This is a genomic window from Lentzea tibetensis, from assembly GCF_007845675.1.
Taxonomy (GTDB): domain Bacteria; phylum Actinomycetota; class Actinomycetes; order Mycobacteriales; family Pseudonocardiaceae; genus Lentzea; species Lentzea tibetensis.
The window spans coordinates 197905-222812 of record NZ_VOBR01000008.1 but is presented as its reverse complement, the minus strand read 5'-3'; the positions used below and the strand labels follow the sequence as shown (position 1 = coordinate 222812).

29 protein-coding genes are annotated in these 24908 nt (G+C 69.4%); 15 read left to right on the top strand and 14 right to left on the bottom strand.

The window, feature by feature from the left end:
• Positions 1-187 precede the first annotated feature (187 nt).
• Complete coding sequence (locus FKR81_RS43575; RefSeq protein WP_186762984.1) at positions 188-352, top strand: hypothetical protein; 165 nt, start codon at positions 188-190, stop codon at positions 350-352.
• 63 nt (positions 353-415) lie between these two features.
• Here the strand turns inward: FKR81_RS43575 and FKR81_RS15275 are convergent, their stop codons facing one another.
• Complete coding sequence (locus tag FKR81_RS15275; protein WP_146352386.1) at positions 416-886, bottom strand: hypothetical protein; 471 nt, start codon at positions 884-886, stop codon at positions 416-418.
• 508 nt (positions 887-1394) lie between these two features.
• On the opposite strand from FKR81_RS15275, the gene FKR81_RS15270 reads away from it, so the two are divergent.
• The 4 genes from FKR81_RS15270 (at position 1395) to FKR81_RS45000 (ending at position 3858) form a co-directional block, all read left to right on the top strand.
• The gene (locus FKR81_RS15270; protein WP_146352384.1) at positions 1395-1928 is read left to right on the top strand and encodes a hypothetical protein; all 534 of its coding nucleotides are present in this window, start codon (positions 1395-1397) and stop codon (positions 1926-1928) included.
• 182 nt (positions 1929-2110) lie between these two features.
• A complete protein-coding gene (locus FKR81_RS15265) occupies positions 2111-2926 on the top strand; it encodes a calcium-binding protein (RefSeq protein WP_186762983.1) in 816 nt (271 codons plus the stop codon).
• A 186-nt stretch (positions 2927-3112) separates the two neighbouring features.
• Positions 3113-3694 carry an SDR family NAD(P)-dependent oxidoreductase gene (locus FKR81_RS15260; RefSeq protein WP_235921559.1) on the top strand — a complete coding sequence of 194 codons (582 nt, stop codon included), beginning with the start codon at positions 3113-3115 and terminating at the stop codon, positions 3692-3694.
• The gene (locus tag FKR81_RS45000) at positions 3691-3858 is read left to right on the top strand and encodes a hypothetical protein (protein ID WP_235921558.1); all 168 of its coding nucleotides are present in this window, start codon (positions 3691-3693) and stop codon (positions 3856-3858) included. The genes FKR81_RS15260 and FKR81_RS45000 overlap by 4 nt, the downstream gene beginning before the upstream one ends.
• A 215-nt stretch (positions 3859-4073) precedes the next feature.
• On the opposite strand, the gene FKR81_RS15255 is transcribed toward FKR81_RS45000, so the two are convergent.
• The gene (locus FKR81_RS15255; RefSeq protein ID WP_146352380.1) at positions 4074-4496 is read right to left on the bottom strand and encodes a hypothetical protein; all 423 of its coding nucleotides are present in this window, start codon (positions 4494-4496) and stop codon (positions 4074-4076) included.
• Positions 4497-4793: 297 nt separating this feature from the next.
• Here FKR81_RS15255 and FKR81_RS15250 point away from each other — a divergent pair, with 297 nt between their 5' ends.
• Both FKR81_RS15250 and FKR81_RS15245 read left to right on the top strand, forming a co-directional pair.
• Complete coding sequence (locus FKR81_RS15250; protein ID WP_146352379.1) at positions 4794-5138, top strand: hypothetical protein; 345 nt, start codon at positions 4794-4796, stop codon at positions 5136-5138.
• 55 nt (positions 5139-5193) lie between these two features.
• Complete coding sequence (locus tag FKR81_RS15245; RefSeq protein ID WP_146352377.1) at positions 5194-5481, top strand: RlpA-like double-psi beta-barrel domain-containing protein; 288 nt, start codon at positions 5194-5196, stop codon at positions 5479-5481.
• On the opposite strand, the gene FKR81_RS15240 is transcribed toward FKR81_RS15245, so the two are convergent.
• Entirely contained in the window at positions 5478-6185 is a 708-nt protein-coding gene (locus tag FKR81_RS15240) for an aminotransferase class IV (RefSeq protein ID WP_146352375.1), read from the bottom strand. The genes FKR81_RS15245 and FKR81_RS15240 overlap by 4 nt on opposite strands.
• Positions 6178-6993, bottom strand: a complete 816-nt coding sequence (locus tag FKR81_RS15235) for a serine hydrolase domain-containing protein (protein ID WP_146352373.1) — start codon at positions 6991-6993, stop codon at positions 6178-6180. Before FKR81_RS15235 ends, FKR81_RS15240 begins: the two co-directional genes overlap by 8 nt.
• 23 nt (positions 6994-7016) lie before the next feature.
• On the opposite strand from FKR81_RS15235, the gene FKR81_RS15230 reads away from it, so the two are divergent.
• The gene (locus FKR81_RS15230; protein ID WP_146352371.1) at positions 7017-7928 is read left to right on the top strand and encodes a ribonuclease Z; all 912 of its coding nucleotides are present in this window, start codon (positions 7017-7019) and stop codon (positions 7926-7928) included.
• On the opposite strand, the gene FKR81_RS15225 is transcribed toward FKR81_RS15230, so the two are convergent.
• Complete coding sequence (locus FKR81_RS15225) at positions 7879-8733, bottom strand: NAD-dependent epimerase/dehydratase family protein (RefSeq protein WP_146352369.1); 855 nt, start codon at positions 8731-8733, stop codon at positions 7879-7881. The two genes, FKR81_RS15230 and FKR81_RS15225, sit on opposite strands and share 50 nt — an antisense overlap.
• A gap of 66 nt (positions 8734-8799) precedes the next feature.
• Here FKR81_RS15225 and FKR81_RS15220 point away from each other — a divergent pair, with 66 nt between their 5' ends.
• Positions 8800-9006, top strand: coding sequence for a hypothetical protein (locus tag FKR81_RS15220; RefSeq protein ID WP_146352367.1), 207 nt, complete (start codon positions 8800-8802; stop codon positions 9004-9006).
• 157 nt (positions 9007-9163) lie between these two features.
• Here the strand turns inward: FKR81_RS15220 and FKR81_RS44995 are convergent, their stop codons facing one another.
• A complete protein-coding gene (locus FKR81_RS44995) occupies positions 9164-9340 on the bottom strand; it encodes a hypothetical protein (RefSeq protein WP_235921557.1) in 177 nt (58 codons plus the stop codon).
• Here FKR81_RS44995 and FKR81_RS15215 point away from each other — a divergent pair.
• A complete protein-coding gene (locus tag FKR81_RS15215; RefSeq protein ID WP_235921556.1) occupies positions 9320-10612 on the top strand; it encodes an ATP-grasp domain-containing protein in 1293 nt (430 codons plus the stop codon). The genes FKR81_RS44995 and FKR81_RS15215 overlap by 21 nt on opposite strands.
• A 27-nt stretch (positions 10613-10639) precedes the next feature.
• Here the strand turns inward: FKR81_RS15215 and FKR81_RS15210 are convergent, their stop codons facing one another.
• The gene (locus FKR81_RS15210) at positions 10640-11446 is read right to left on the bottom strand and encodes a hypothetical protein (RefSeq protein ID WP_146352364.1); all 807 of its coding nucleotides are present in this window, start codon (positions 11444-11446) and stop codon (positions 10640-10642) included.
• Between the two features lie 62 nt (positions 11447-11508).
• Here FKR81_RS15210 and FKR81_RS15205 point away from each other — a divergent pair, with 62 nt between their 5' ends.
• From FKR81_RS15205 to FKR81_RS15195, 3 genes are all read left to right on the top strand, one after another.
• Entirely contained in the window at positions 11509-12714 is a 1206-nt protein-coding gene (locus FKR81_RS15205; RefSeq protein WP_235921555.1) for a DNA cytosine methyltransferase, read from the top strand.
• A 196-nt stretch (positions 12715-12910) separates the two neighbouring features.
• Positions 12911-13180 (top strand): hypothetical protein, encoded by a 270-nt coding sequence (locus FKR81_RS15200; protein ID WP_146352362.1) that lies wholly within the window; start codon positions 12911-12913, stop codon positions 13178-13180.
• A gap of 367 nt (positions 13181-13547) precedes the next feature.
• On the top strand, positions 13548-14744 hold the full coding sequence (locus tag FKR81_RS15195) for a thioester domain-containing protein (protein ID WP_146352568.1): 1197 nt from the start codon (positions 13548-13550) through the stop codon (positions 14742-14744).
• A gap of 81 nt (positions 14745-14825) precedes the next feature.
• On the opposite strand, the gene FKR81_RS15190 is transcribed toward FKR81_RS15195, so the two are convergent.
• Positions 14826-16121, bottom strand: a complete 1296-nt coding sequence (locus FKR81_RS15190) for a BNR-4 repeat-containing protein (protein WP_186762982.1) — start codon at positions 16119-16121, stop codon at positions 14826-14828.
• Between the two features lie 199 nt (positions 16122-16320).
• On the opposite strand from FKR81_RS15190, the gene FKR81_RS15185 reads away from it, so the two are divergent.
• Positions 16321-16491, top strand: coding sequence for an antitoxin (locus tag FKR81_RS15185; RefSeq protein WP_146352358.1), 171 nt, complete (start codon positions 16321-16323; stop codon positions 16489-16491).
• Positions 16492-17124: a putative glycolipid-binding domain-containing protein gene (locus tag FKR81_RS15180; RefSeq protein ID WP_146352356.1), complete on the top strand. Its 633-nt coding sequence runs from the start codon at positions 16492-16494 to the stop codon at positions 17122-17124.
• 1 nt (position 17125) lies between these two features.
• Here FKR81_RS15180 and FKR81_RS15175 read toward each other — a convergent pair whose 3' ends face one another.
• The 6 genes from FKR81_RS15175 to FKR81_RS15150 form a co-directional block, all read right to left on the bottom strand.
• On the bottom strand, positions 17126-17875 hold the full coding sequence (locus FKR81_RS15175) for a DUF4253 domain-containing protein (RefSeq protein ID WP_146352354.1): 750 nt from the start codon (positions 17873-17875) through the stop codon (positions 17126-17128).
• Positions 17876-18048: 173 nt separating this feature from the next.
• Positions 18049-19233 carry a thiolase family protein gene (locus FKR81_RS15170; protein ID WP_146352352.1) on the bottom strand — a complete coding sequence of 395 codons (1185 nt, stop codon included), beginning with the start codon at positions 19231-19233 and terminating at the stop codon, positions 18049-18051.
• A gap of 18 nt (positions 19234-19251) precedes the next feature.
• On the bottom strand, positions 19252-20991 hold the full coding sequence (locus FKR81_RS15165) for a hypothetical protein (RefSeq protein WP_146352350.1): 1740 nt from the start codon (positions 20989-20991) through the stop codon (positions 19252-19254).
• A 9-nt stretch (positions 20992-21000) separates the two neighbouring features.
• A complete protein-coding gene (locus tag FKR81_RS15160; protein WP_146352348.1) occupies positions 21001-22659 on the bottom strand; it encodes a fibronectin type III domain-containing protein in 1659 nt (552 codons plus the stop codon).
• A 9-nt stretch (positions 22660-22668) separates the two neighbouring features.
• Positions 22669-23619 carry a prephenate dehydrogenase gene (locus FKR81_RS15155; RefSeq protein ID WP_235921554.1) on the bottom strand — a complete coding sequence of 317 codons (951 nt, stop codon included), beginning with the start codon at positions 23617-23619 and terminating at the stop codon, positions 22669-22671.
• 7 nt (positions 23620-23626) lie between these two features.
• Positions 23627-24841: a M20 metallopeptidase family protein gene (locus FKR81_RS15150; protein ID WP_146352346.1), complete on the bottom strand. Its 1215-nt coding sequence runs from the start codon at positions 24839-24841 to the stop codon at positions 23627-23629.
• Positions 24842-24908: the final 67 nt, after the last annotated feature.

Here is a 24908-nt window from a genome sequence, read left to right as displayed (position 1 = left end):
CCCTCTCCGGTCCGATCGAAAGTAGTCCGTCCTTCAGCTCGCTTCTAGCACCCGACAGCATGACGTCGCCGTGTGGATGGGACATCGGTCCGGTAGCCGGATGCGTTTCAATCCGTTGCCGAACCTAGCTCTATGGGATCAAGGCGCGCCGCCGTCGGCGGCGCGCTGTGCCCGTCGCCTTGGCACCGTGTCCACATCCATCCCGGCACGCCAGGCTCCCGCTTCGCTCCGCCTGTCGGCCGGGCGGCGCGGCACAGCCGCCTCGGACAGCGCCGCCGACGACGGCGCGCAGAACCGAACTGGTTCCGGCCTGCAAGGCCGTGGCGATCGCACCGTGGTCACCGCGGACTGAGCTGGCACGGGCGATCGACGCCCGCTGACGCTCCGCGCCAACGGCCAATGAGTTGTCCTTACATCATGAGCTGGCCGGGGCAGCCAGGCCGAGTTCTCTCCTGGCGGCCAGCAGGGCCCGGTGCTTAACGGGTGCCAGCACCGTCCAGGGTTGTTCATCACGTCGATTCCAAGCGAGATCTGTGATCATCTCGGTTAAGGCGAGAGCACGATCGTGCACGTCACGCGAACACAAGACGAGCAGCTCGGCATCGGCGTACCACATCTGGCTCGTCTGCTCTGAGCAGTAGTCATCGTCGATCTTGTCACCGTGCCAACGGCGCTCGGCAAGCCGTTCCAACTCCCGAGCCTGCGAGAGGTAGCGGAGTACCGCTTCTTTACGCTCATCACGCAGGCGGCTTGCAGAGCTGCGCTCGTCGCGCTTCACGGCAGCTCGCAGTGTCATCTGATGTCCGAGCACGGATGCAAAGAAGCCGATGGAGGCACCAGCGAGGGCAGCGAAGGCAGGGATCACAGCGGATAACCAGATGGGCATGTCCCTGCTATCGCGGTTCACTACCAACCGTTTCACTGGGGTGGCTTCACCCCGACCCGCCATGATCAGTCACGGCCAGCGGCGTCGCGTCAAGGCGGGAAAGCGTGCCTTGACCCGCCACCACTGACCGCGAGATCGGCTTCGGGTCGGGGTGATGCCGGAGGTGTGGGCAGCCCAAACCCGACCGCAGTCCTGACCGCAACGACATGCCAACGAGGGCAACTCGTGCACCCTCTGCACCGATGGTCGAGCCAGCAGAACGCCTGGTCAGCGCATCGGCAGCTTCCTACGGATCAGAAGGTTGCAGGTTCGAATCCTGCCGAGCGCGCTGCTCAGAGGCCCGGTACCGCTTGGTACCGGGCCTCTAGTCTCTTTTTGGGTCTCATTCACCGTTTTTCACGCAGGCATAGGACCGATCTGCAGACCTGGAACATTCAACGGCCAGGTCTAGGCTGCGCGCGTGGATTTACGTGCCTGCGCCGACCAACTCGAGCGCACTCAGGGTCACATGGCCATCTACCGGGCTTACCAGATCGCGGCCGCGGGCGGCTTGGAGCTCGGTGAAGAGTGGGTCCTCGCCGACGACGCGGAACGCGTCGCGTTCGTGACCTACCTCGAGCGTCAGTACTGCGGCGACAAGTTCGCCAGCATGGATGTGTGGTGGCAGGAGCAGCGGTTCCGCGAGTGGGTGGACTACATCCGCGAGTGGGAAGACCAGGACTGGTTCCACCTGTACGTCAAGAGCGCGCACACGAACGCCGGCCACCCAGGACGTGGTGGCCTGATCCGGTGCGTTCCCCAGCCCGGCGGTGGCTACCTGCTGGACCTGGGTGAGCGGTCCCGCGCCGAACACAGGCTCGTGCTCATCGATGACGCGGACCGCCTCGCGTTCGTCGCGTACCTCGAACGGCGGTACACCGGTACCCACTACGCCACCATCGACGAATGGGAGGAAGCCCAGCACCAGAGGTACGAAGAGAGGCGCCGGAGGTACCTGGAGAGCAAGCACTCGGCGGACGACGATTCGTCAACCGCGAGTTAGGTTTCTGCATGTGCGCGAGGCGCATAGGCCTTATGGCGCAAGGAACACAGAAGTTTCGTCCACTGTGGATGTGGTGTGGCGGGCGTGTGGTGAGGCCCACTCGAATTGGTTTCGACGCACAGAGGGTGTGCGGAAATCAAAGTGAGGCCTTGCGCCTCAGCGAGGGGATAGACCGTCTTATGTTGAAGAACCTGCGAGTTGCCGCTCTGAAGGCCGGCGCTGTCGCGACCGTCGTCTCCGCGGCTGCCCTGGTCAGCGTCGGCACGGCTCATGCCGCGGCCGGTGCAACGGTCAGCACTTCCGGCAACCAGATCGCGTACATCGCGAGCGGTGGCGCCAACAACAACCTCGAGGTGACCCAGGACGCCGGCTTCTACTGGTTCGACGACATCGTCGACCTCGCGCCGGGCAACGGCTGCTCCTGGATGCCGGGCCACGACAAGACCGTCGTGCGGTGCGGGGGCGCGGGCATCGCGTCGATCAGCATCTACACCGCCGGTGGCGACGACATCGTCGACGCTCGCGTGCACAGCGTGTGGATCCCGATGCTCATCCTGGGCGGCACGGGCGACGACCTGCTCGCCGGCCAGAACGGCAACGACGTCGTCGAGGGCGGCAGCGACTTCGACCGGGTCTACGGCAACCAGGGCAACGACACCCTGTTCGGTGGTCACCGCACGATCGCCGACAACACGTCCGGCAACTTCATCGTCGGCGGTGGCGGCGACGACGACATGTACGGCGGTTCGAAGAACGACGAGATGGACGGCCAGCAGGGCAACGACTACATGTGGGGCGACTCCGGCAACGACACCATGCGCGGTGGCGACGGCAACGACCACATGCGCGGCTTCAACGGCAACGACACCCTGCTGGGCGAGAACGGTGACGACAACCTCGAGGGTGGCGCTCACACCAACACGGTCAACGGCGGCGCGAACACCGACACCTGCACGGGTGGCCCGACCTTCGTCAGCTGCGAGACCGTCCTCGGCTGATCGACCGAGGTAGTGAGCCCCCTGCCGGAAGACCGGCAGGGGGCTCACCTATAGCGCGACGGGTCACGTTGGCGGGTCAGCTGGAAACCGCTTACCGATGATCCGCAACCTCTTGTCGTCCGAGGGGCGGCGCGTAGTCGGTCCGCTCCCCACACTCGAGGTGTGGGGAGACTCGACGGGAAGGCCGTGGTGGTCACCGGCGCAGCGCAGGGGCTGGGCCGGGCGTTCGCCGAGCACGCGGCCCGTGAGGGGGCCGCCGTGGTGGTCAACGACGTCGAGGGGGAGCTGGCCGAGGCGGTGGCCGCAGGGATCAGGGGGTTCGGCGGCCGCGCCTCGGCCAGCGTGAGATCTGTCGCGGCGCCGGAGCAGGCGGCGGCCGTCATCGAGGACTGCCTCGCGGCGTTCGGGAAGGTCGACGGGCTCGTCAACAACCCCGGGCTCCGGCACGAGTCGCCGCTCGCGGACGAAGATCCCGCGCGGTTGAAAGAACTGATCGAGGTGAACGTCCTCGGCACGTTCCACTGCGCCATCAATGCCGCGAAAGTGATGCGGCCCGGCAGCTCGATGGTCAACCTCGGCTCTGTTTCCATGGTGGGGCAGCCGGGTGTCACGGCCTATTCCGCGTCGAAAGGCGCGGTCGCCTCGATGACGGTCGGCTGGGCCGTCGAACTGAAGAGTCGAGGAATTCGGGTCAACGCCATCTGCCCCGTCGCCGTCACGCGGATGGGGCCGGGCGGCGACCCTCCGGAAAAGTCGCACCGCTCGTGACCCACCTGCTGAGCGACGAGTCAGCTGACGTCACCGGCCAGCTCATCCGGTTCGCGAACGGCAGGCTCTTCGTGATCCGGCAGATGGGGCCGAAGGAGGACGTCGCCGAGTTCGGCGCGCTCGGCGGGGCGCTCGAGGCGCCGCCCGCCCAACGCTGGCTCTGACCGGTTGTACGGCGTTGTTTGTTCAGCGCTGAACACCGAAGCCAGACAACTCACCCCCTGTTAGACAACTGGTGAGGGTCGAACTAACAGGGGGTTGGGTCATGTTTCCTGACGAATGGAGCGGGGCGCCCGCGTGCCGGGCACGTCCCCGAAGCACGTGCCGGTGACGGGGGCTGAACGGGGGCGGCGCTCCGTTGCCGCCCCCGTCCCGCCGTTCAGTGGCCGACCGGGAGGTTGCCGGCCACGACGCCCGCGGCCGTGAGCGGCACGTTGGCCACGGCCAGGGGGACATCGACGACCTTGCCGGGGACGCGGCCGACGGCCTCGCCGATCGACTCGTGGTTCTCGGCCATCGCGCCGACGACGGGGGCGCCGGCGACGACGGAGCCCGCGACCGGGGCGTTGGTGGCGACCTCGGCGACGGTGCTGGCGGCGGCCAGCGGGACCTTGGCGACGTTCACGGGCACGGCAGCGATCTTGCCGGGCACCTGACCGACCGCGTCGAGGACCTCGCCGGGCACTCGGGGCGCCTCGTGGGTCTCCGCGGCGGACGCCTGGGTGCCGACGGAGAGCATCGCGGCCGCGCCTGCGAGGGCGATGACGGCGGGCTTGGCGATGCGGGCGACGGTGTTACGCACAACTAACTCCAGGGAGGGGAATTGTCTGACAACGACAAGGCAATCCTCTGGTGAATCCGCAGGTCACGTCGATCGCTGAACTGGCTGAAACGGATTGATAACATCCAATTGAGATATACGCTCCGCGACGTGGAATGAGACGCGCCCACTATGTGGTAGTCGCGCGCAAGGGAGTTTCAACAACTGTTCCGTCACCCGGACGTGTGAATCCATTTATGCGTACTCGGCCATGCAGGATTTATTTGTTTCCGTACGACCCGGCTGGACTGCGGCGCACTCGGCGGCCAGGATCTCCCCGTGGACAAGGTGGAGATCATGCAGCGGGCGCTCGGCGTACTGATGCTCACGTACGACCACGAGGCGGCTGAGGCGGGAGACGACCTGCGCGCCGCCCTCAAGGTTCTGCAGCAGGGCGTGTTCAGCTACGAGGTCGCGCTCGGCGAACCGCCCGCGCCGGGCACCGAAGAGGTCGTGAAGCAGGCACTCGATCAGGTGCTCTCGCAGTTCGCCTGGTTCACCGCCGGGTTCATGTTCGCGTTCCGCGGTGTCGTGCAGGCCTACGAGAACGACTGCCCAGACGTGGATGTCAAGGAAGTCCTCCGCGCGCTCGCCATTCAGCTCGCCGAGCGAAATGTTGAGTGAGTCTCACAAAATTCACGGGTTGTTTTGATCTCAACGGCATGTCTAATCTCGGGCATTGTTCAACGGCAGCGCCTGGGTCTACTTCCCCGGCTTGGGAGTGTGCGGTGAAACGCACGCGGACGCCGATCTGGTGGCCGGGGTGTCGTTGCTGCAGTTCCTCGGTGGTGCTCACGGCGGTGACGAGATCCAGGTCACCGGGGAAAACGGCGCCACGACGACCGCCACGGTCGCCACCCTGTGCGTGACGTGCTTGTCGGGTGACATCGACCTGTCGCCGGCTGCGTTCGACAAGCTCGCGCCGCGCGCCAAAGGTCGGATCAAGGTCACCTGGGACTTCATCTAGCCGATCGAGTCCCACGGAACCGATTCGTACGCGTCGACGAGTGCTTTCACCTGGTGCTCGTCGACCGCGAACTCGTGCCCGTTGATCGCGGTCACCGGCGAAACGCCGGCCGAATTCGTCACGAAAGCGCCGGAGAACGAGCCGACGTCCGCCAGCCGCACTTCCTGGCGCCGTGACGGCACCAAGGACTCCAGCAGCTGCATCGTCGTGCCGTGCAGTTGAGGAGCCGACGGCCACACCACGTCCGACCCGTCGAAGAAACCGACGTTCGCGATCGTCGTCTCGGTGACCAGCCCGTCCGGCGCCACCAGCAGCGCGTCGTCGAAACCCGCCTGAACGGCCACGTTGCCGAAGTGGGTCTGTGCGAACGTGCCGACGTGCTTGATGTGCGGCACCGGCCGCACGTAGTCGACGCTCAGCAGCCGCCGCGCCCCGCGGCCGGGGTTCGGGTCGCGCAGCGACACGACGAGCGTCGGCTCCACGCCCACCACGGTGATCCGCACGGTCGCGTCCCGGCGTGCGCCCAGCGCCGCCAGCACACGCGCGGGCAGATCGTCCGGCAGCGGGACGCCGTACAACTCCTGCGTTGCGGACCTCAACCGCTCCCAGTGCAACGACAGCCCGCGCACGCGCAGGTCGCGGACCTGCATGGACGTGAAGTGGCCGTAGTTGGCCAACAGGTCGGTGACAGTGGTCTCACGCACGAAGTTCCTCCAGCACGGCGTCGGAAAACGGGGTCCACGCGGAGACGGCCCACGGGCCGAACGCCCGGTCGGTCAACGCCACGCACGCCACCCCCGCCTCCGGATCCACCCACAGGAACGTCCCGGTCTGCCCGAAGTGGCCGAACGTCCGGGGCGAGTTGCCGGTCCCGGTCCAGTGCGGCGACTTCGACGATCGAATCTCGAACCCCAGCCCCCAGTCGTTCGGCCGCTGGTGCCCGTACCCCGGCAGCACACCGGAGAGCCCTGGAAGAACGACGGAGGACGCTTCCAGCACCAGCTCGGCGGACACGAGCCGCGGTGCCTGCAGCTCGGCCGCGAACAGCGCCAGGTCCGCCACCGACGACACCGCTCCGGCCGCGGGGCTGCCCTCCAGCCGCGTCGACGTCATCCCGAGCGGCTGGAACACGGCCTCGTCGAGGTAGGAGGCGAACTTGATCTCGCACGCCGACTCGACGAACGACGCCATCACCTCGAACCCGGCGTTGGAGTAGATCCGCCGGGTGCCCGGCTCGGCCTGGACCGACGACGAGTCGAACGCGAGCCCGGACGTGTGCGAGATGAGGTGGCGCAGGGTCGATCCGGGCGGGCCGGCCGGCTGGTCCCACTCGACGGCGCCCTCCTCGACGGCGACGAGCACCGCGTACGAGGTGAGCAGCTTCGTCACCGATGCGAGCCGGAACACCCGCGACTGGTCGCCGAACGACCCCAAGACCGAGCCCGACGAGGACACCACGGCCGCCGCCGCGTTCTCCACCGGCCACGAACCCGCCAACCGCACGCTCTCCATGGGCCAGACGTTAACGTTCAAGAGTGACAGTCCGGGAACTGATCGTCCTCGGCACCTCGAGCCAGGTGCCGACGCGCAGCCGCAACCACAACGGCTACCTGCTGCGCTGGGACGGCGAGGGCTTCTTGTTCGACCCCGGTGACGGGTCGCAGCGCCAGCTCCTGCGCAGCGGCGCGGCCGCGAGCGACATCACCCGGCTGTGCATCACGCACTTCCACGGCGACCACTGCCTCGGCGTGCCCGGCATCGTGCAGCGGCTGAGCCTGGACAAGGTCCAGCACACCGTCCACGCGCACTTCCCGAAGTCCGGCAGCCACTTCTTCGAACGCCTCCGCTACGCCAGCGCGTTCTACGACGCGGTGGACATCAAGGAGGAGCCCGTCGAGAGCAGCGGCGTGATCGCGACCGGCAGGTTCGGCACGCTCGAGGCGCACCGGCTCGACCACGGCATCGAGAGCTTCGGCTACCGGCTCGTCGAACCGGACGGCAGGCGCATCCTCCCGGATGAGCTCAAGGCGCGCGGCATCTCCGGCAGGCAGGTGTCGGTCCTGCAACGCGACGGCGTGCTGGACGGCGTGACGCTGGAGGAGGTCAGCGAGCCGAGGCCGGGGCAGAAGTTCGCGTTCGTCATGGACACGCGGCTGTGCGACGGCGTCTACGAGCTCGCCGACCACGCCGACCTGCTCGTGATCGAGTCGACCTACCTCGACCGGGACGTGCAGCTCGCGGGCGACCACGGCCACCTCACGGCGAAGCAGGCGGCGCGCGTCGCGCAGGAGAGCCGGGTGCGCACGCTCGTGCTGACCCACTTCTCCCAGCGCTACGACGACCCCAAGGAGTTCTACGCGGAGGCCAAGGCGGTGTTCGACGGCGACGTCGTCGTCGCTAGCGACCTCGACCGGATCCCGGTGCCGAAGCGAGCCACTGGTCGCTGACGATCTCGTCCAGCGTCGAGTGCTCCGGCTTCCAGCCGAGCGCGCGCAGCCGTGACGTGTCCGCGCGCAGCTCGCGCACCTCGCCGGGGTGCGCGGGCCGCCGCGTGACGTCCACCGCCCGCCCGGTGACGCGCTCCACGGCCGCCAGGACGTCGTTGACGGACGCCGCGCACGCGCCGACGTTGTAGACGGCCGACTCGCCCACCTCGCAGTTCTCCAGCGCGATCGCCACGGCGCTCGCGATGTCGCGCACGTGCACGAAGTCCCGCACTGCCGACCCGTCGCCGAACACCTCGAATCCGGGGACCTCCCCGGCGGCCGCACCCACCAGTCGGGTGATCACCCGACTGGTGTCCGTGTCGCCTCCACCGGCCGCGTTGAAGAGCCGCAGCACCGTCCCCCCGATCCGGCCGGAAGCAGCCGTCCAGGCGAGCAGGTCCTCGGCCGCCGCCTTCGACGCGGCGTAGGGCGACGAGGGTGCGCGCGGGCAGTCCTCGGTGATCGGTTGATCAAGGGGCGCACCGTAAACACCCGCCGTCGACGCCAGCACGACCCGGTGCCCGTCGAGCGCGGAGAGCAGGTTCAGCGTGCCCCCGACGTTGACCTCGTAGTAGCGCAGCGGCTGCTGGAACGACTCCCGCACGTTGCCGAGTGCGGCCAGGTGGACCACCGCGTCGACACCGGTCGCGTCGAAGGGCTCGTGCAGCCGCTGAGCAGGGCAGATCACGTCCCAGCCGCGAAACCGCAGCTCAGGGACGACTGCTCGGCCGACGTACCCAGTGGCGCCCGTCACGAGAACTCGCACAAGTTGACCCTAAAGGTGGACGGGAACTACGCCGATAACACACGAGTGAGTTACCCCCACCGCGCTGTGCACACAAGCATCGCAGGCCTCCTGCACGACCACGCCGTGCACGAGTACAAGCGTCAGGAGTTCCTCCGCAACGTCGCAGACATCGTCGGTGCCGCGCCCGCGCCTGAGGTTCAGCTCCCCGAGCTGCCCGCGCCCGCCGTCACGACTCCTCGCTCGTTCCTCAGCAGGGTCGACCAGGTTCTGAGGGACGCCGCGCGCCAGTAGGCGCCGCACCGAACCCCTCGCCGGGGCCCGACAAGCCGAAGATCGACCGGCTCGCAACAACCTTCATCCGGCCGTTGCCGGACCGTGCTTCGCCGCACATACCGGGTGCATCTACGCTACGCGTCACCCGGCGCTCGCCGGACACATCCATCGCTTCTCACAAAGCGGGTTCTCGGCGATGAATCATGTTCTCGCAGCGCTCAACGAGCGCCTCGGCAGGTTGTTCGGAGATCGGCTGGTCGTGCTGGCCGGCGGTACGCGGTTGGCGAAGCGCGCGCATGAACTCCATGCGCTCGGCGCTCGCCATACCCTCGTGCTCGATACCGATGATCACGCGCCGCTGCATGATTCCGACATCGCCCGCTGGGTGTCGCTGGGCATCAAGGGCGGGTTCGTCGCGATCGAGCAGCGCAGGCTGGGCAAGCTGCTGAGCAAGCCGGCGCCCGAGGTGCGCGCGATCCTGCGCGACTTCGACCCGGACAGCGAAGCGGTCGTGATCAGCACGCCGTACAACGAGATCCCGTCGTTCCAGGGCAGGCCGGTGCTCAACCACCGCCGCGCCGACTGGGTCGAGCTGGAGAACAAGACCACCATCGACGCGCTGTGGGACGAGCTGTCCGCCCCGCGCGCGCCCGCGATGGTGTTCGACCTCGACTTCGAGCACCTGTGGGCGGCCTCCGAGCTGCTCGACCGCGGCGCTGGCGTCGTGTGGTCCGGCGACGGCCCCGCGATCAACGGCGGCGCGAACTTCGTCCGCCGGGTGCGCTCGCCGGAGGAGGCGCGCGACGCCTTCGCCGTGCTCGAGCCGAAGTGCGAGCAGGTCCGCGTGATGCCGTTCCTGGAAGGCATCCCGGTCAGCGTGCACGGCGTCGTCTTCCCGGACGGCACCGCGGTGCTCCGTCCGATCGAGATGGTCGTGCCGCGCCGCCAGAACTCGGCCCGGTTCCTCTACGCGGGCTGCGCGTCGTACTACGACCCGCCCGTCTGGATCCGCGACGAGATGCGCAACCTGGCCCGCCGCGTCGGCGAGCGGCTGCGCGAGACGGTCGACTACCGCGGCACGTTCACGCTCGACGGCATCGCCACCGAGGACGGCTTCCTGCCGACCGAGATCAACACCCGCTACGGCGGCGCGATGGTGTGCTTCGAGGACGCCCAGCCGCAGCTCCCGCTCGCGCTGGTCCAGGTCGCCCTGGTGGCGGGCTGGGATCTCGGCATCACGTCCATGGAGTTCGAGGACCTGCTGCTGCAGTCCGCCGACCACGTGCGCGCCGGGTCCGTCGGCGCCAACGTGCGCGCGATCCAGCCGACCGAGCAGGTCGAGCGGCGCGTCGTGTTCAACGGGTGGAACTGCCGGTTCGCGCACGGCGATGAGCCGTCGCACGCCACGCTGCGGCTGAGCCCGTCGCCCATCGGCGGGCGGCTGGAGCTCGACCTGCACCGGGAGACCGTCGAGATCGGACGCCCGGTCGTGTCGCTCACCGTCGCCGCCTTCGCGCTGGCCGACCAGGAGTGGGGCACGGGCCTCGGCCCGCTGGAGCCCGCTCTCGCGGTCGAGGACATGCAGTCCGAGGAGTCGATGCAGTCCGAGGCGGTCATCGCCTAGCTGCTGTGCCCGCCGGGGCCACCTTCGTCAGGGTGGCCCCGACGGCATCTCGAGTTCCTCGTCGCCGTACGCGGAGATGAGGGCGAACCGGTAGCCGATCTGGGCGACGGTGATCTCGCGAGGCTGGTGAGCGGGCCGGGCGTTGGTCTCGTACTCCCGCAGCACGTCCGGGTGCCCCTGAGCCAGCCCGCGCACCAGCAGGTCGGGTGTGTCCTGCTTCTGCAGCAGGTGCAGGGCGATGTCGGCGGACTCGCGCAGCATGGTGTCGGTCTGGTCGCACTCGTTGGCGATGTCGCTCATCAGCGCCTCGACGTACTCGGGGCACCGGTCGGCCACCGCGCACGCCAGCGCGACCACGCACCCGACGCGTTCCTGCGCCAGCGCCTCGAAGATCTTGGGTGCCCCGACGGCCACGGCGTGCCGGGTCTGGGTGATCCAGTCGGGCGCGGTGCGCGGGAGCTCGCGGCCCGCGGAGTTCCAGCGGCGGCGGGTGCGCTTGCCGTCCTCGGTGAAGCCCTTGCCCGCCAACGCGAGCGCGGCCAGCAGGAAGACCACGCGGTCGCGGACGTGGGCCGCGACCTTGTACGAGGCACCGAGCTCGACCAGGAACGGCACGGCGTAGGCGCTGGCCTCGGACACCGTGTCGTCGGTCAGGAGTCTGTCCGACAACGAGACCAGCGCGCGTTCGCGCTCGTCGCGCGCGGAGGCGACGAGCGCGCGCAGCAAGCGGTCGACTCCCTCGGCACTTCCACGCCCGTCGGAGAGTTCGTGCCAGGGAATCCTGTCGAGTCCACGCAACGGATCAGGCCGTTGCCACGCACGCGGCAGCTCCATGCGCGAGAACGCTACGGGATGTCGTGGTCTTCGCCCGGTTGGCGCAGCCGTACGATCAAGCCGTGTCCTACACGGTGGCCGACATCTTCTCGGGAGCCGGCGGCATGAGCTACGGCTTCCACGCCCACCGGGACTTCCGCGTGGTCGGGGCCGCCGATGCGCAGATCGGGAAGCCGTCGTCGCGACTGGGCTCCTTGCGCTGCAACGACACCTACCACGCGAACATCGGGATCAACCCGCTCGAGGTCGACCTCGCGACCGTGTCGCCGTCCGCCCTGCGCGAGGTGTGGGGCCTGCGCAGAGGCCAGCTCGACGTGCTGCTCGCGTGCCCGCCGTGCTCCGGCTTCAGCCGCATCACCGCGGCCAACCACCTGCGCGACGACCCGCGCAACTCGCTCGTCGGGCGCATCGCCGTCTACGCAGAGGAGCTGCGGCCCAAGGTCGTGCTGCTGGAGAACGCGCGCGAGCTCGTCAAGGGCAAGCAGCGGCACCACTTCGAGCGGCTCGCGGACGAGCTGACCCGCATCGGCTACCAGGTGCGCGGCGACACGCACATGTTCTCCCGCTTCGGGCTGCCGCAGCTGCGCGAGCGGTCGCTGATGGTCGCCGTCGACACCGGGTTGCCGCTGCTCACGATGGAAGACCTGTGGGACGGCAGGGAGATCCGCGAGAACGCGGTCACCGTGCGCCGCGCGATCAGCAAGCTGCCCGTGATCGAGGCGGGCGAGGCGCACGCGGAAGACCCGATCCACGTGTCACCGCGGTTCACCCAGGACCGCACGATGGACCGCATGCGCGCGATCCCCGCGGACGGCGGCTCGTGGGCGGACCTGCTCCGGTCACCGGACACCGAGCAGCTGCTCAACCCCGCCCAGCTCAAGATCGTCGAAGCCGGGCGGTGGGGTTCGCACCCCGACGTCTACGGGCGGATGTGGTGGGACGAGCCCGCGCGCACGATCAAGCGCGAATGCGCGCACGTCGGCAACGGCCGGTACGCGCACCCCGTGCAGAACCGCCTGTGCACGGTCCGGGAAATGGCACTTCTCCAGGGATTTCCGCGTTCGTTCAAGTTCGACGTTTCGATACTCGGCAACGCCTACCGGCACGTCGGCGACGCGGTTCCGCCGCTCATCGCGCACCAGCTCGCGGCGCTCGTGAAATGGATTCTCACCGGCCACCGACCGGCCGCGCGGGAACTGTGCCTGCGCGGCACTTCCCTGCGCCCCGGCGACATCAGGCCGGTCGCGGCGACCGAACTTGTCGCGTGAACTCTTTCGGGCGTTAACGAGCACAACGATCTTTCACTGGTCCGGGTGATCACTGTCCCCTGATGCGGTGATAGGGCGTGTCTATGGTTGCAGGCGTTCCATTTGGTCGATGAAATCTCTGCGCATCCCCAAGCCGACTGCACGGAAACCCATCTCGTGCATGGATTGCTGGGTTCTTTTGAAGGAGTAATCCCCAATGCGCAAGACCCTCCTCGGCGCGCTCGTCCCCGTTGCGGCCATCGCCGGCATGCTCGGCGCCGGTACGGCTCAGGCCGACGACGCCCCGAACCAGGCCCCGACCCTGGACGCGCTGAACGACCAGTGGAACAACGGCGGTGGCGCGATCGGCTACGGCGCGGCCTCCATGGTTTCCGCCGCTTGGCTGGGCATCCCGTCCTCGGCCGTGTTCTACGGGCAGGACGTGACCGGCCTCGGTGACGTCGAGTACGTCCCGGCGGAAGGCTGAGACTGCTTCCGCCCGCGCTTCTTCGGGGGCGCGGGCGCGCAAAGGGCGGCGGATCACCGATCCGCCGCCCTTTCGCATGTCCGGCGTCTGTCCACATGTAACTGTTCGGCAACGAATCCAGTTGTGTTGACTGTTAACGCTGGTCGCTGCCGCTGTACAGCGACGTCCATAGTGGACCAATGCGTCTCATTTGCCCTGGTGTAGCCGTTCGTGTGCGAAGCGTGAGACCTGCCCGATCGAGGGTAACCCGATCGGATACCGTGCGGTTCGCTTCCTGTCAGTTCTGTGTTGGTAGGGGTACCGGCCGCTCTGATCAGGTCACGACTTTCTCATGCGTTCGGGCTAACTTCAGCGAGCAAGGAGACCCATGGCTTCCCGGTTGCGGATCGGCGCGGCACTGCTCGGCGCCTCCGTCGCATTGACACTCTCGGCACTCCCCGCCACGGCTGAGGTCGTGGTGAAGCCGGACAACAGCGCCAGCCAGGACGGCCTGGACGTCTACCTCCAGGGCATGAACGGCAAGCTGGACACGAGCCTCATCGGCCTCCAGGTCATCGACGGCGAGAAGGTGAAGGTCCAGGCGTACTGCGTCGAGCTGCCGACGCCCCTCAAGAACAGCCTGGGGCTCAAGGAAGTTCCGTGGGACCAGCACCCGAACACGGACTCGCTGTTCCGCAAGAACCCGGACCGCAACCGCGAGAAGATCAACTGGATCCTGCACAACTCCTACCCGGAGAAGAAGCCCAAGGACATCATCAAGGGCCTCGACCTGGACCAGAAGGAAGCCATCGCGGGCACGCAGGCCGCCGTGTGGCACTTCAGCGACGGCGCCAAGCTCGACGCGGACCGCACGGGCAACGACGACGTCGTGAAGCTGTACGAGTACCTGACCGGCAAGGACAACGTCGGCCTCGACGTGCAGCCGGAGCCCACGCTGAAGGTCGACCCGACCTTCAAGGAGGGCAAGGCGGGCGAGAAGATCGGCCCGTTCACCGTCAGCACGACGGCCGACCAGGTCAAGGTGAAGGGCAAGCTGCCCAAGGGCGTCACCATCACCGACAAGGACGGCAAGCCGCTCGAGCAGGTCAACGACGCCGAGCTCAAGGGTGCCGCGGCTCCCGGTGACAAGGTCACCGAGTTCTTCGTGAACGTCCCGCAGGACGCGGCCGCCGGTGAGGCGAAGTTCGCGCTCGAGGTGAACGCCACCCTGGAGAAGGGCCGCCTGTTCGTCCAGAGCGAGCCGGGCAACGACAAGAAGACGCAGTCGCTGATCGTCGCGGCCCCGTCGAAGGTCACCGTCGACGCCGACGCGGCCGCCAAGTGGGTCGCCGCTCCGGTCGTGACGCAGCCGAGCACGCCGAGCTCGACGCCGTCCACCACGCCGACGACGCCGACGACCACGACCACCACCAAGCCGGCCCCCGCGCCGGGTGGCGGCGGCAACGACGACGACCTGGCCAGCACGGGTGCGTCGATCTTCGTCCCGCTCGGCATCGGCCTCGGCCTGCTGGGCGCGGGCGCCGGTGCGCTGTTCTTCCTGCGCCGCAAGAAGGCCAGCGCCTGACCCACTGATCTTCGGTCCGAAGTCGACTGAAGCGAACGCCCCCTGAGCCCGCGCCGGCTCAGGGGGCGTTCTTCTGCGTTTCTAACGGCGTGCGAAGCCCGCCACGGTGATGTCACCGTCCGCAATGGACACGTCGCGGTCGCTCGACGCGCCGGAGAACAACGCTCGCACCGGATCGCGGAAGTTCTCCAGGATCTCCACGCGCTGCACCGGCTTCGCGGTCGGGATCACCGTCTCCGGCGTCCACTTCCCGCAGCGCACGATGTAGGTGTTGACGTTCGGCTTGCCGTCCTCCGTCGCGTACACCCGCCACGTCAACGGGTCCAGCTGCTCCATGTCCCTGGTGCGCAGGCCGCGCGCCACCTCGGTCGTCTCCCACCTGCGACCGTTCCAAGTGGACATGTAGTTGTGCAGCGGGCCCTTGTCCGGGTCGCCCGTGAACCACAGCAGGAACGGCTTCTGGCCCAGCGTGGTGCCGACGAGCTGGATGTAGTCCGGCGACTTCACGGCGTTCGGCAGCGTCAGCGGGGTCTCCGCGACCTTCAGATATTTCTCCTGGTCCGCGTCGTCGATCTGGGTGCCGAGATCGCGTCCGGTCACCGAGTAGAAGTGCAGGTTCCTCGGGTCGAACCAGGCGTAGTAGATGTTGCGGTGGTACCGGTCGTGCAGATGGCCCTCGGTGCCGCCACCGGCGAGCGTGTAGACGATCCGCACCCGGCCGTTGCGCTCCTGCCGCAGCTGGCCGATGTAGATCTCGTTCATGTTGTCCGCACGGCTGGTCGAGCCGATCGCGAACTCGTCACCGGTGATGTCCTTGGAGCTCTTCCACGTCTTGCCGCTGTCCTTGGACACCATGTAGAGCATCGGCCTGGTGTCGGTCGGCTTCGTCGGGTCGAGGTCGCGCGAGGTCTCCCGGTAGAAGACGTAGATCGTGCCGTCGCGGGTCACGAACGGCATCGGGTACGTGGCGGCGTTCTTGGAGACCAGTGTCTCGGTCCACGTGCCTTCGGCGGAGTGCGCCTGCGGCGAGCGGGACATCCGCAGCTCGATGTTGTGCATGCCGCGGAAGACGAGCAGGTGCCCGTCGGGTGCCTGGATCATCGTGGGGTAGTTGTGCGAGTCGGAGTCGCCGTCGGCGACCCGCACCGGCGTGGACCACGCGGAGCTGCGGTGGTCGTAGGCCTGGACGAAGTTGTCCTCGTACTTGCCGGCCCACGAGATGAAGGTCTTGCGCACCTTCGCGTCGTACAGCCCACCGGCCACCGGCCTGCGGTCGCTGCGGGCCGCGACGGACGTGGCGACCGTCGTGGTCGAGAACTTCGGTGCTCCAGGGGTGGCGTCCGCTGGAGCGGTGACAACGAATGGCACTAGCAGCACAACCGGAAGAATCCGGCGCACGAGCCGTGACATGTGGCGTTCCTCCTGGTTCTGGCCGCGCGGATGCGGCCGACCAGGCGGCGGCGCGGCCATCATCACCGGCATCGAGCCGAGTTGTCCAGGCGGCTGTAGCGTGATTTGGCCAGCCGTGACGGGGAACCGGTCCGGTACCCTGCGACAGGAGTGCGAGGGAGCACCGATGAACTTCGACGAGATCAAGAACAAGGCGATGGACCTGGCCGAGGAGCACCACGAGAAGGTCGACCAGGGCGTTGACGCGGCAGCCAAGGCGGTCGCGGGCAAGTTCGGTCATGAAGAGCAGATCGAGTCGGTCGCCGACAAGATCAAGGACATTCTTCCGGGTGGGTGAGTGAACTCCTCGAACACGGCCGAACGGGTCGCCCCCAGCGGGGAGGCCCGTCCTGCCGCACGCAGGCCCGAAATGGTCACCTGGCAGGGCTACGCCGAGCCGCGGCTGGAGCAGGTGAGACTCCTGCTCTCGCCGGACAAACGGCTCCGCGCGTCCGGCAGACTCGTCGCCGCGGGGCCGAGGGAGCAGTTCAGCGCTTCCTTCGAGCTGTCCGTCGGTGAGGGTGGCCAGGTGAAACGGGTGCTGCTGCGCACGGCCACGGTCGAGGAGGAGCGTCAGGTCTCCATCGCCCGCAGCGAGGACGGCGCGTGGCTCGTCGACCACGGCAAGGGCGCCGAACGCGCGACGTTCGACGGCGCGCTGGACGTGGACGTGCAGTTCTCCGTGCTGTTCAACGCGATCCCGATCCGCAGGCTCGGGTTGCACCGCGAGCCGGGCGAGCACGACCTGCCCGTCGTGAAGGTGACCCTGCCGGACCTGACGGTGAGCGCGGTGCGGCAGAGCTACCGCACGGTGTCCGTCGGCGACACCGGGTCGGTCGTCAACTTCACCAGCGGCGAGTTCGACCAGGACATCACCGTCGACGCGACCGGCATCGTCGTCGACTACCCGACGATCTCCCGCCGCATCTGACCTAGTCCCACCAGAATCCCCATTCGGTGCTGCCGACGAGTTCTTCGGCGTAGTCGCCGATGGTCGAGCTGGTGCGGACGTTCTCCGGGCAGAACGTGAAGTGCTCGGCCGCGACCCGCAGCGCCTGCTCGTGGTCCACCGGCGGCGCGGCCACGCTCACGTGCAGCAACGCGTGGCTCTCCAGCCCGACCACGCGCGCGCCGAACCGGTCCTCCCACGACCGCAGCACCGAGGCGAGCCTGCCGATGTCGCTGACGTAGTTGGTCGGCCCCTTCCACCCCATCGCCACCAGCGCGTCGGATCCGCGCCGCGCTGCGACCAGACCCAGCCGCGCCCGTTCGGTCATCAGGCTCTCCGCCAGCCGCGAGGCCGCCTCGCCGGGGTCGTGCCGCTGCGGGTGTGGGGGAGCGAGCCCAGGCCACTGCCTGCCGAACGGATCGGTGACCAGTTCTTCCTCGTCGGGATCAGGCTCGGCCAGGCCGTGCCACCAGCCGGCCATCAGCTGCTCGGGGTCGTGGTTCTCGGGTGCGGTGTTCCCGGCGTGCCAGACCTCGCCGGACGCCCACGGACGGCCCGGATCGTCGACCTCGGACGTGGTCAGCACGAGCGGCCACAGCCCGTCGTGGTCCAGTCGTCGCCACAGGGCGGCGTCGACGGGGTCGTCGCTGAGCCAGAACGCGGGCGCACCCTCGGTGGCGTGGACGATCCGGCCCGGCGGCAGCGGGACCGCGCGCAGGAGTTCGCTCAGCACAGCCGGAGACTAGCCGGGCGGAAACCGCTCGGGCCGTGCTCGCGCAGGCGTCCCCGCCGGGGGAACCCCTGACTTTCATTCTCCCAGCGAGCACCGACAATTCGGCGCGCGAACAGCCGACCCTGTGGACAACTCACGCCCGCAGCGAGCCCTGTGGACAACTCGAAGCACGGCTAGGCCCGAACGGCCACCGCGACGCCCTGCCCGACCCCGACGCACGCGGCCGCGATGCCGAGGCCACCGCCACGTGCCCGCAGGTGCCGCGCCACGTCGACGATCACGCGCGGCATCGACGCGCCCAGCGGGTGCCCGTAGGCGAGCGCGCCGCCGTGCACGTTGACCTTCTCCCGGTCCACCTCGGGCAGGTGGTGCAGCACCGAGAGCGCCATCGCCGCGAACGCCTCGTTGATCTCCCAGAGGTCCACGTCCTCGGCCTGCACGCGCAACCGCTTCAGCAGCTTCCTGATCGCGGAGACGGGCGCCAGCGTGAACCGGTGCGGCTCTTCTGCGGTCACGGCGCTGCCCAGCACCTCGGCGATCGGCTCGACGCCGAGCTCGGCGGCGACGGCCTCGGTGCCCATCAGCACGGCCGCCGCGCCGTCGTTCAGCGGCGACGAGTTGCCCGCGGTCACCGGTCCGTGGTCGGAGAACGCGGACTTGAGCTTGCCCAGCTTGTCCAGCGACGTCTCCGGCCGCACCGACTCGTCGCGCCGCACGCACCCGCCGTCCGCGAGCTGCACGGAGAACGCGAACCCCTCGTGCACGCCCGCGTCCCACGCGGCCGCGGCACGCCGGTGCGAGCGCAGCGCGAAGGTGTCCATCTGCTCGCGCGTGATGCCCAGCTCGACCGCGACCTGCTCGGCTGCGAGCCCGAGCGGCACGGTCCACTGCTTCGGCATGCGCGGGTTCACCAGCCGCCAGCCCAGCGCCGTCGACACGGTCTCGAGCCGGTCCGGGAACGCCTTCTCCGGCCGCGCGGTCACGAACGGTGCGCGCGACATGCCCTCGACGCCGCCCGCGATCAGCAGGTCCGCGTCACCGGCCGCCAGCGTCCGCGAGGCCTGGATGATCGCCTCACCGCCCGACGCGCACAGCCGGTTCAGCGTCACGCCCGGCACCGTGGCAGGCATGCCCGCCAGCAGCACGGCCATCCGCGCGACGTCCCGGTTCTCCTCACCGGCACCGTTCGTGTTGCCCAGCAGCACGTCGTCGACGCGCGCGGGATCGAGCCGGTCGTGCCTGCGCAGCAGTTCGACGATCGGCAGTGCGGCGAGGTCGTCGACCCGGATGCCGGCCAGCCCGCCGCGGTAGCGGCCGAACGGGGTCCGGGTGGCGTCGAGGATCAGTGGGCGCGGCATGCATCCCATCTTGCTGGATCAGGGCTTCAGCACGAAGGAAACGTGTGCGGACTCGGTCGGGGTCTCTGAATCGGTGCTGAAGGCTCTGATCTCGATGGTGTGCGGGCTCGTGGACAGCGTCGAGGTGTTCAGTGAGATCCGCCACCGGCCTCCGACGCCCGGTCCGTCCGCCGCGGTCGCGACGGTGGCGATGCGCGTGTCGTCCATCCGCACGTCGAACCCCGCGAGCCCGGAGACCGCGCTGGCCAGCGAGTCCATCCGCACCTCGAGCACGAGCCGTCCGCGCGCCAGCCCCTCGCCCTGCGGGACCGGCTGCGCGGTCGCGTCGAGCAGTTCGGCTCGCGGCTGCGCGAGCCGCGTGTGCTGGCCGCTCAGCGGCTCAGTGGGGGTCGACGGCGGCGGGTGGCTGGAACCGGGAGTGGGTGTCAGCTCCACGTCGGCGTGCGTGACCTGCACGCGTGTCGCGGAGGTCAGCGAGGCCCTGATGGGCTCGGTGATCGCCTCGGGCGGCAGGTCGGCGATCGCCGGGTACTCGATGCCCGCCTGCCACTCGATGCCGGGCAACGCGGGCCGCAGCGTCACCTCGGCGCCGCCGAACAGCACCTTCATGTTCGGGTCCATCGCCTCGGCCGGGACGATCACCAGCCGCAGGTGGCCACCGCTGACACCGGGCAGCTTCGGTTCCGGCGCCGGCCGCGGGATGTTGACGTCGACGTTCAGGTCCGGCGTCGGACCCAGCTCCGGCGGCTTCGTCGCACCACCGCGGAACCCGACCAGGTCGATGCCCGCGCGGGTCCGGTCACCCGCCAGCGCGGCGACGCCGACCAGCGCCGTCGCCTCCTGCCACGGCGGCACGAACGGCGACGTCGCGACGACCTGGCCGTCGCGTTCCGCCCGGATCCCGCTCGGCGTGATCACCAGCTCCCAGCGCGAGCTCAGACCGGGCGGCGCCTGCGGGAGCGACTTCGACGTGCCGTTCGGGAACAGCTCGACCAGCGAGTTCCCCGAGGCGTCCGTCGTGACGGCCAGTCGCACGGCCTGCGGCAGCACCTCGTCCGGCTGGATGCTCACCGGCCCCGGCACCAGGTCGAGCAGCAGCTGGCCACCGCTGTTCGGCGCGTCCGTCTCGACGACGAACCGGCTCTCCTCCGCCCGAACGAACGGCGCGCGCGACCGCAGCGACACCACGTTCGTCGCGCAGTTGCTGCTGACCACGAGCCGCTGGTGGTCGTCACCGTCGCCGGGGGTCGCCCGCGCGCAGTCCGTGCGCTTCGCGAACCGCCAGCGCGTTGGATCAGGGGAGTTGGGGCCGTCGAAGCGGTCCACGAACGCGTACTGGGCGTTGTCCGCGCGCGGCGTGCCCTTCGCGGTGACCGGCTCGGAGCGCTGGCCGAACGCGTCGACGGCGCGGATCTCGAGCTGCTGCTCCTTCTCGTTCTCCAGCCCGTCGAGCTGGATCGCCTGCCTGGTCACGAACCGGACGTTGCCGCCCCAGCGCACCTCGTAGCCCGGCGCGTCGCCGTCCCAGCGCACCTTCAGCCGGTGGTGGCCGGGGCTCGTCACCGGGTTGGCCGGCGAGTGCGGCCGGTCCTTGGTACTCGGGATCAGCACACCGTCCACCGCGTACGCCGTCAGCGCGGTCGGCGGCGGCTTCTTGGGCTGCTTCAGGTCGTCGCCCGCACCGACCGTGCGCAGGATGACGACACCGCCGACCAGCGCCACAGCGGCGGCGACGATGACGACCCGGCGGCGGTCCATGGGGCCAAGCTAAGACGTTTCCCGCACCTCGAACACGGTTTCGGTGGTAACGGGTTCGCCATGATCCGGCGGCAGAACGGTCAGCTTCACCCGGTGGCCGCCGGGTGAGTAGTCGGTGGTCTTCACCCAGATCTCGTGCCTGCCCCTGGCGGCGGGACCGTCCTCGGTCGTCGGCAGGGTCAGCAGGCGCTTGCCGTCGATCTCCAGCTCGATGCCCTCGTGGTTGCCGTTGGCGACCTCGGCGGTGATCAGCACCCGGCCGGTGCGCGGGAACTGCGTCGCGGGCTCGATCCCGGAGTCGTGCACGGCCTTCACCTTGGGCGGCACCGAGTTGGCGGCGGGCTGGTGGTCGGACAGGCGGGGCAGCGGGCCCGGTCGCGCGCCGGGCTTGTGCGTGAGGATCAGCGACGACATCAGGATCGGCACGTTCGTGCGGACGGCCGGCTCCCTGCGGTTCAGCGGCACGTCGACGTACACGTACCTCGGATCGACGGTGTTCATCTCCTTGGTGGTGAGCGGGAGGCCGCCGTAGTCGACGGTCACCGGCCCCTTCGCCTCGGGCGCGACCGCGAGCACCAGGCGCGCGGCCACCGCGTCGTCGAGCTGCTGGCTCGGCACCTTGCCGAGGTCGGTGCCCTCGCCGAGACCCACGCGGCTCGCCGGGATCTCGCGTTCCGGCACGCCGCCGATGCCGAACGAGTCCAGCATCGCCTGCTTGTCCACCAGGATCCGCGGGCGGGCGACGGTCCACGGCACGGTGACCGCCTCGGCCGCGACGACCACGCCGTCCCGCAGCGCGATGACCGCGTCCTTGAGGATGCGCACCTCCCAGCGATGCCGCGCCTCCGGTGCGAGCCCGGTCGCCGGGGAGTCACCCAGCGGGATCAGCTTCTCGGTGAGCGGGAGGATCGGGTCCGCGCGCAGCCGCGTGCCCTGGCTGGTGAGCTCGAGCTGCACCATGCCCTGCACGGGGTCGACCAGGGGCATCGCGTCGTGCAGCGGCTCGGGCAGCAGCTGGAGCTTGATGGAGCTCTCGTCGCCGCCTGCGGCCGTCAGCATCACGCGGCCGACCACGCCCTCGTCGTCCGGCACGGCGAGCCGCAGCGGCCGGTTCGACTGCAGGGAGGTGGAGCAGCTGACGTCGAGGCGCTTGCCCGCGCCGAACGGCCTCAGCCCGAGGCACGCCGGGTCGCCGAGCACCCGCCACTGGCGCGGGTCGAGGCTCTCCGGGCCGTCGAACCGGTCGATCGGCTGGTTGAGCTTGCCCGACCCGTGGTCGGCGTGCACCTGCCGCGGGACGGCGTCCACGACGAGCGGGTCCGACCGCTTGCCGACCGGGTTCACGCTGCGGATCTCGACGTCGACCGACTGGTCGGGCACGAGCCCGGTCAGCTCGGCCTCCGCCGCGCTGACCAGCTGCGAGTGGTCGCCCCAGCGCACCTCGTAGGCGTCGGAGTTGCCCGCCCAGGCGAGTTGCAGGGTGTCCGGTTCGAGTGCGGACGTGCGCGCGTTGACCGGCTTCTCCGGCTCGGGCGCGGCGACCAGCTCGACTGAAGGGTCGACGAACTTCTGCAGGCCTTGCGGGGTGCTCTCCAGGCGCAGCACGACAGCAGTGGCGGTCACGAGCACGAGCCCACCGGCGACGGCGGCGATTTTCCGTCGATCCACCCGGCGACCCTACGAGGTTTCCGCTTTCGCGGTTGTGCCGTTCAGAGCAATGATCCGGCCGCCACGCGCGCCAAGGCTCCTGAGCGCGTCCAGTGCTTCCGGCGCGGTCAGGTCGATCGTCAGCGGCGTCCGGTCCGGCTGGGTGACCAGCTGCTGGCGGGCCTGGTGACCAGCGTCGATGGTCTTCGCGAGCCCACCGGTGCTGGCGAGCGAACCGCGGGCCGCGCCGAGCCTGCCCAGCGCGTCGTCGACCGCGCCGAGCAGCGCGTCCCTGTTGCCCTCGCACATCGCGCGCACCAGCTCCGGCCTGCTGCCCGCGACCCGCGTGCCGTCACCGAAGCTGCCCGCCGCCAGCGCGAGCGCCAGCGGCCCGCCGTCCGCGCCGACCGCCGCGAGCACCGCCGCCATGACGTGCGGCAGGTGGCTGATCCGGGCGACCGCCGCGTCGTGCTCCTCCGGCGTCGTCGGCACGACGTGCGCACCCGTGTCGAGCGCCAGCGTGATCACGTCGATCAGCACGTCGTCCAGCTGCTCGGGCGTGACCACCCACGCGGCGCCGCGGAACAGGTCCGCCCGGCCCGCTTCCCAGCCGCTGCGGCTCGTGCCGGACATGGGGTGGCCGCCGACGAACCTGGCCTCCGGCGCGTACCGGTGGACGGCGTCGGAGACCGGCCCCTTGACGCTCGTGACGTCGGTGAGCCGGGTGCCGGGACGGACCTTGCGCAGCACGTCCGGCACCGCGGGCAGCGGGACGGCGAGCACCACGAGCGCGTCTTCGTCTCTCGCCTTCGCGAGTGCCTCGTCGAGCGGGAACACGGTGAAGCCGTCCTGTTCGGCCTTCACCGCGTCCGCCAGCTCGGCCGCGCCCCAGACCGTCCGCCCCGCCGCCTTCGCGGCGCGCAGCACGGAGCCGCCGATCAGTCCCAGTCCGACCACGCACACGTCTCGCACACGAGACATTCTGCTCTCACCGGAGAGCGTCCAGTGCGAACGCCGCATACGTCGCGACGCCGTGCTCCATCGCGGCCTCGTCGAACAGCACGCGGTTGGAGTGGTTCGGCGCCGCTTCGGCCAGATCGACACCGCGCGGGCAGGCCCCGAGGAACGCCAGCGCGCCCGGCACCTTCTGCAGCACGTACGAGAAGTCCTCGGCACCCATCAGCGGGTCCGTCATCGGCTCGCTCCACCGCGCGCCCATCGACTCGGCGGCCAGGTCGACGACGTGCTGCCCGACGCGGTCGTCGTTCACCGTGACCGGATATCCGGGCACGATGCTGACCTCGGCGTGGCAGCCGTACGCGGCGGCCGTGTGCTTGACGACCTGCTTGAGCTCCTTGTGGACCAGGCCGCGGGTGGCCTCGGACAACGTCCGGATCGTGCCCTCGAGCGTCGCCGTCTCCGGGATGATGTTGGTCGTCGTGCCCGCCTTGAGGTGCGCGACCGTCACGACCGCGGGCGCGTGCACGCTCACCCGCCTGCCGACCATCGTCTGCAGCGCACCCACCATCGCCGCCGCCGCGGGCACCGGGTCCAGCGCGTCGTGCGGCATCGCACCGTGCCCGCCACGCCCCTTCACGTGCACGTGGAACGTGTCCGCGCTCGCCATGATCGGCCCCGGCCTGCACGTCACCACACCGCTGCGCAGCGTCGACGTGATGTGCAGCGCGAACGCCTTCTCCACCGGCCGCCCCGCCACGTCCAGCAGACCCTCGTCCAGCATGAAGCGGGCGCCGTGGAAGCCCTCCTCGCCCGGCTGGAACATGAACACGACCTTGCCCTTCAACGCGCCCTTGCGGTCCGCGAGCAGCCGCGCCGCCGACGCCAGCATCGCCACGTGCGTGTCGTGCCCGCAGGCGTGCATCGAGCCGTCCACTTCGGACGAGTAGTTGAGCCCCGTCGCCTCCTGGAGTGGCAGCGCGTCCATGTCGCCGCGCAGCAGCACCGTCGGTCCGGGCTCCTCACCGTCGAGCACCGCGACGACCGACGTCGTCGACTTCCCCGTGGTCACGTGCAACGGCAGCCCCTCCAGCGCGTGCAACACCGAAGCCTGGGTGTTCGGCAGCTTCAGCCCCTGTTCGGGGTGCTTGTGGATCTGCCGCCGGAGCGCCACCGTGCGGGGCTGCAGCGCGCGGGCGGCCTCGAGCAGGCCGGTGAACCGGGGATCCGTCGTGGTTGTGCTCATGACTCGATAGTGACAGCCGTCACGCGATGTGCGGGGGCTCAGCTACCGGGAAGGTCGTCCGACCCCT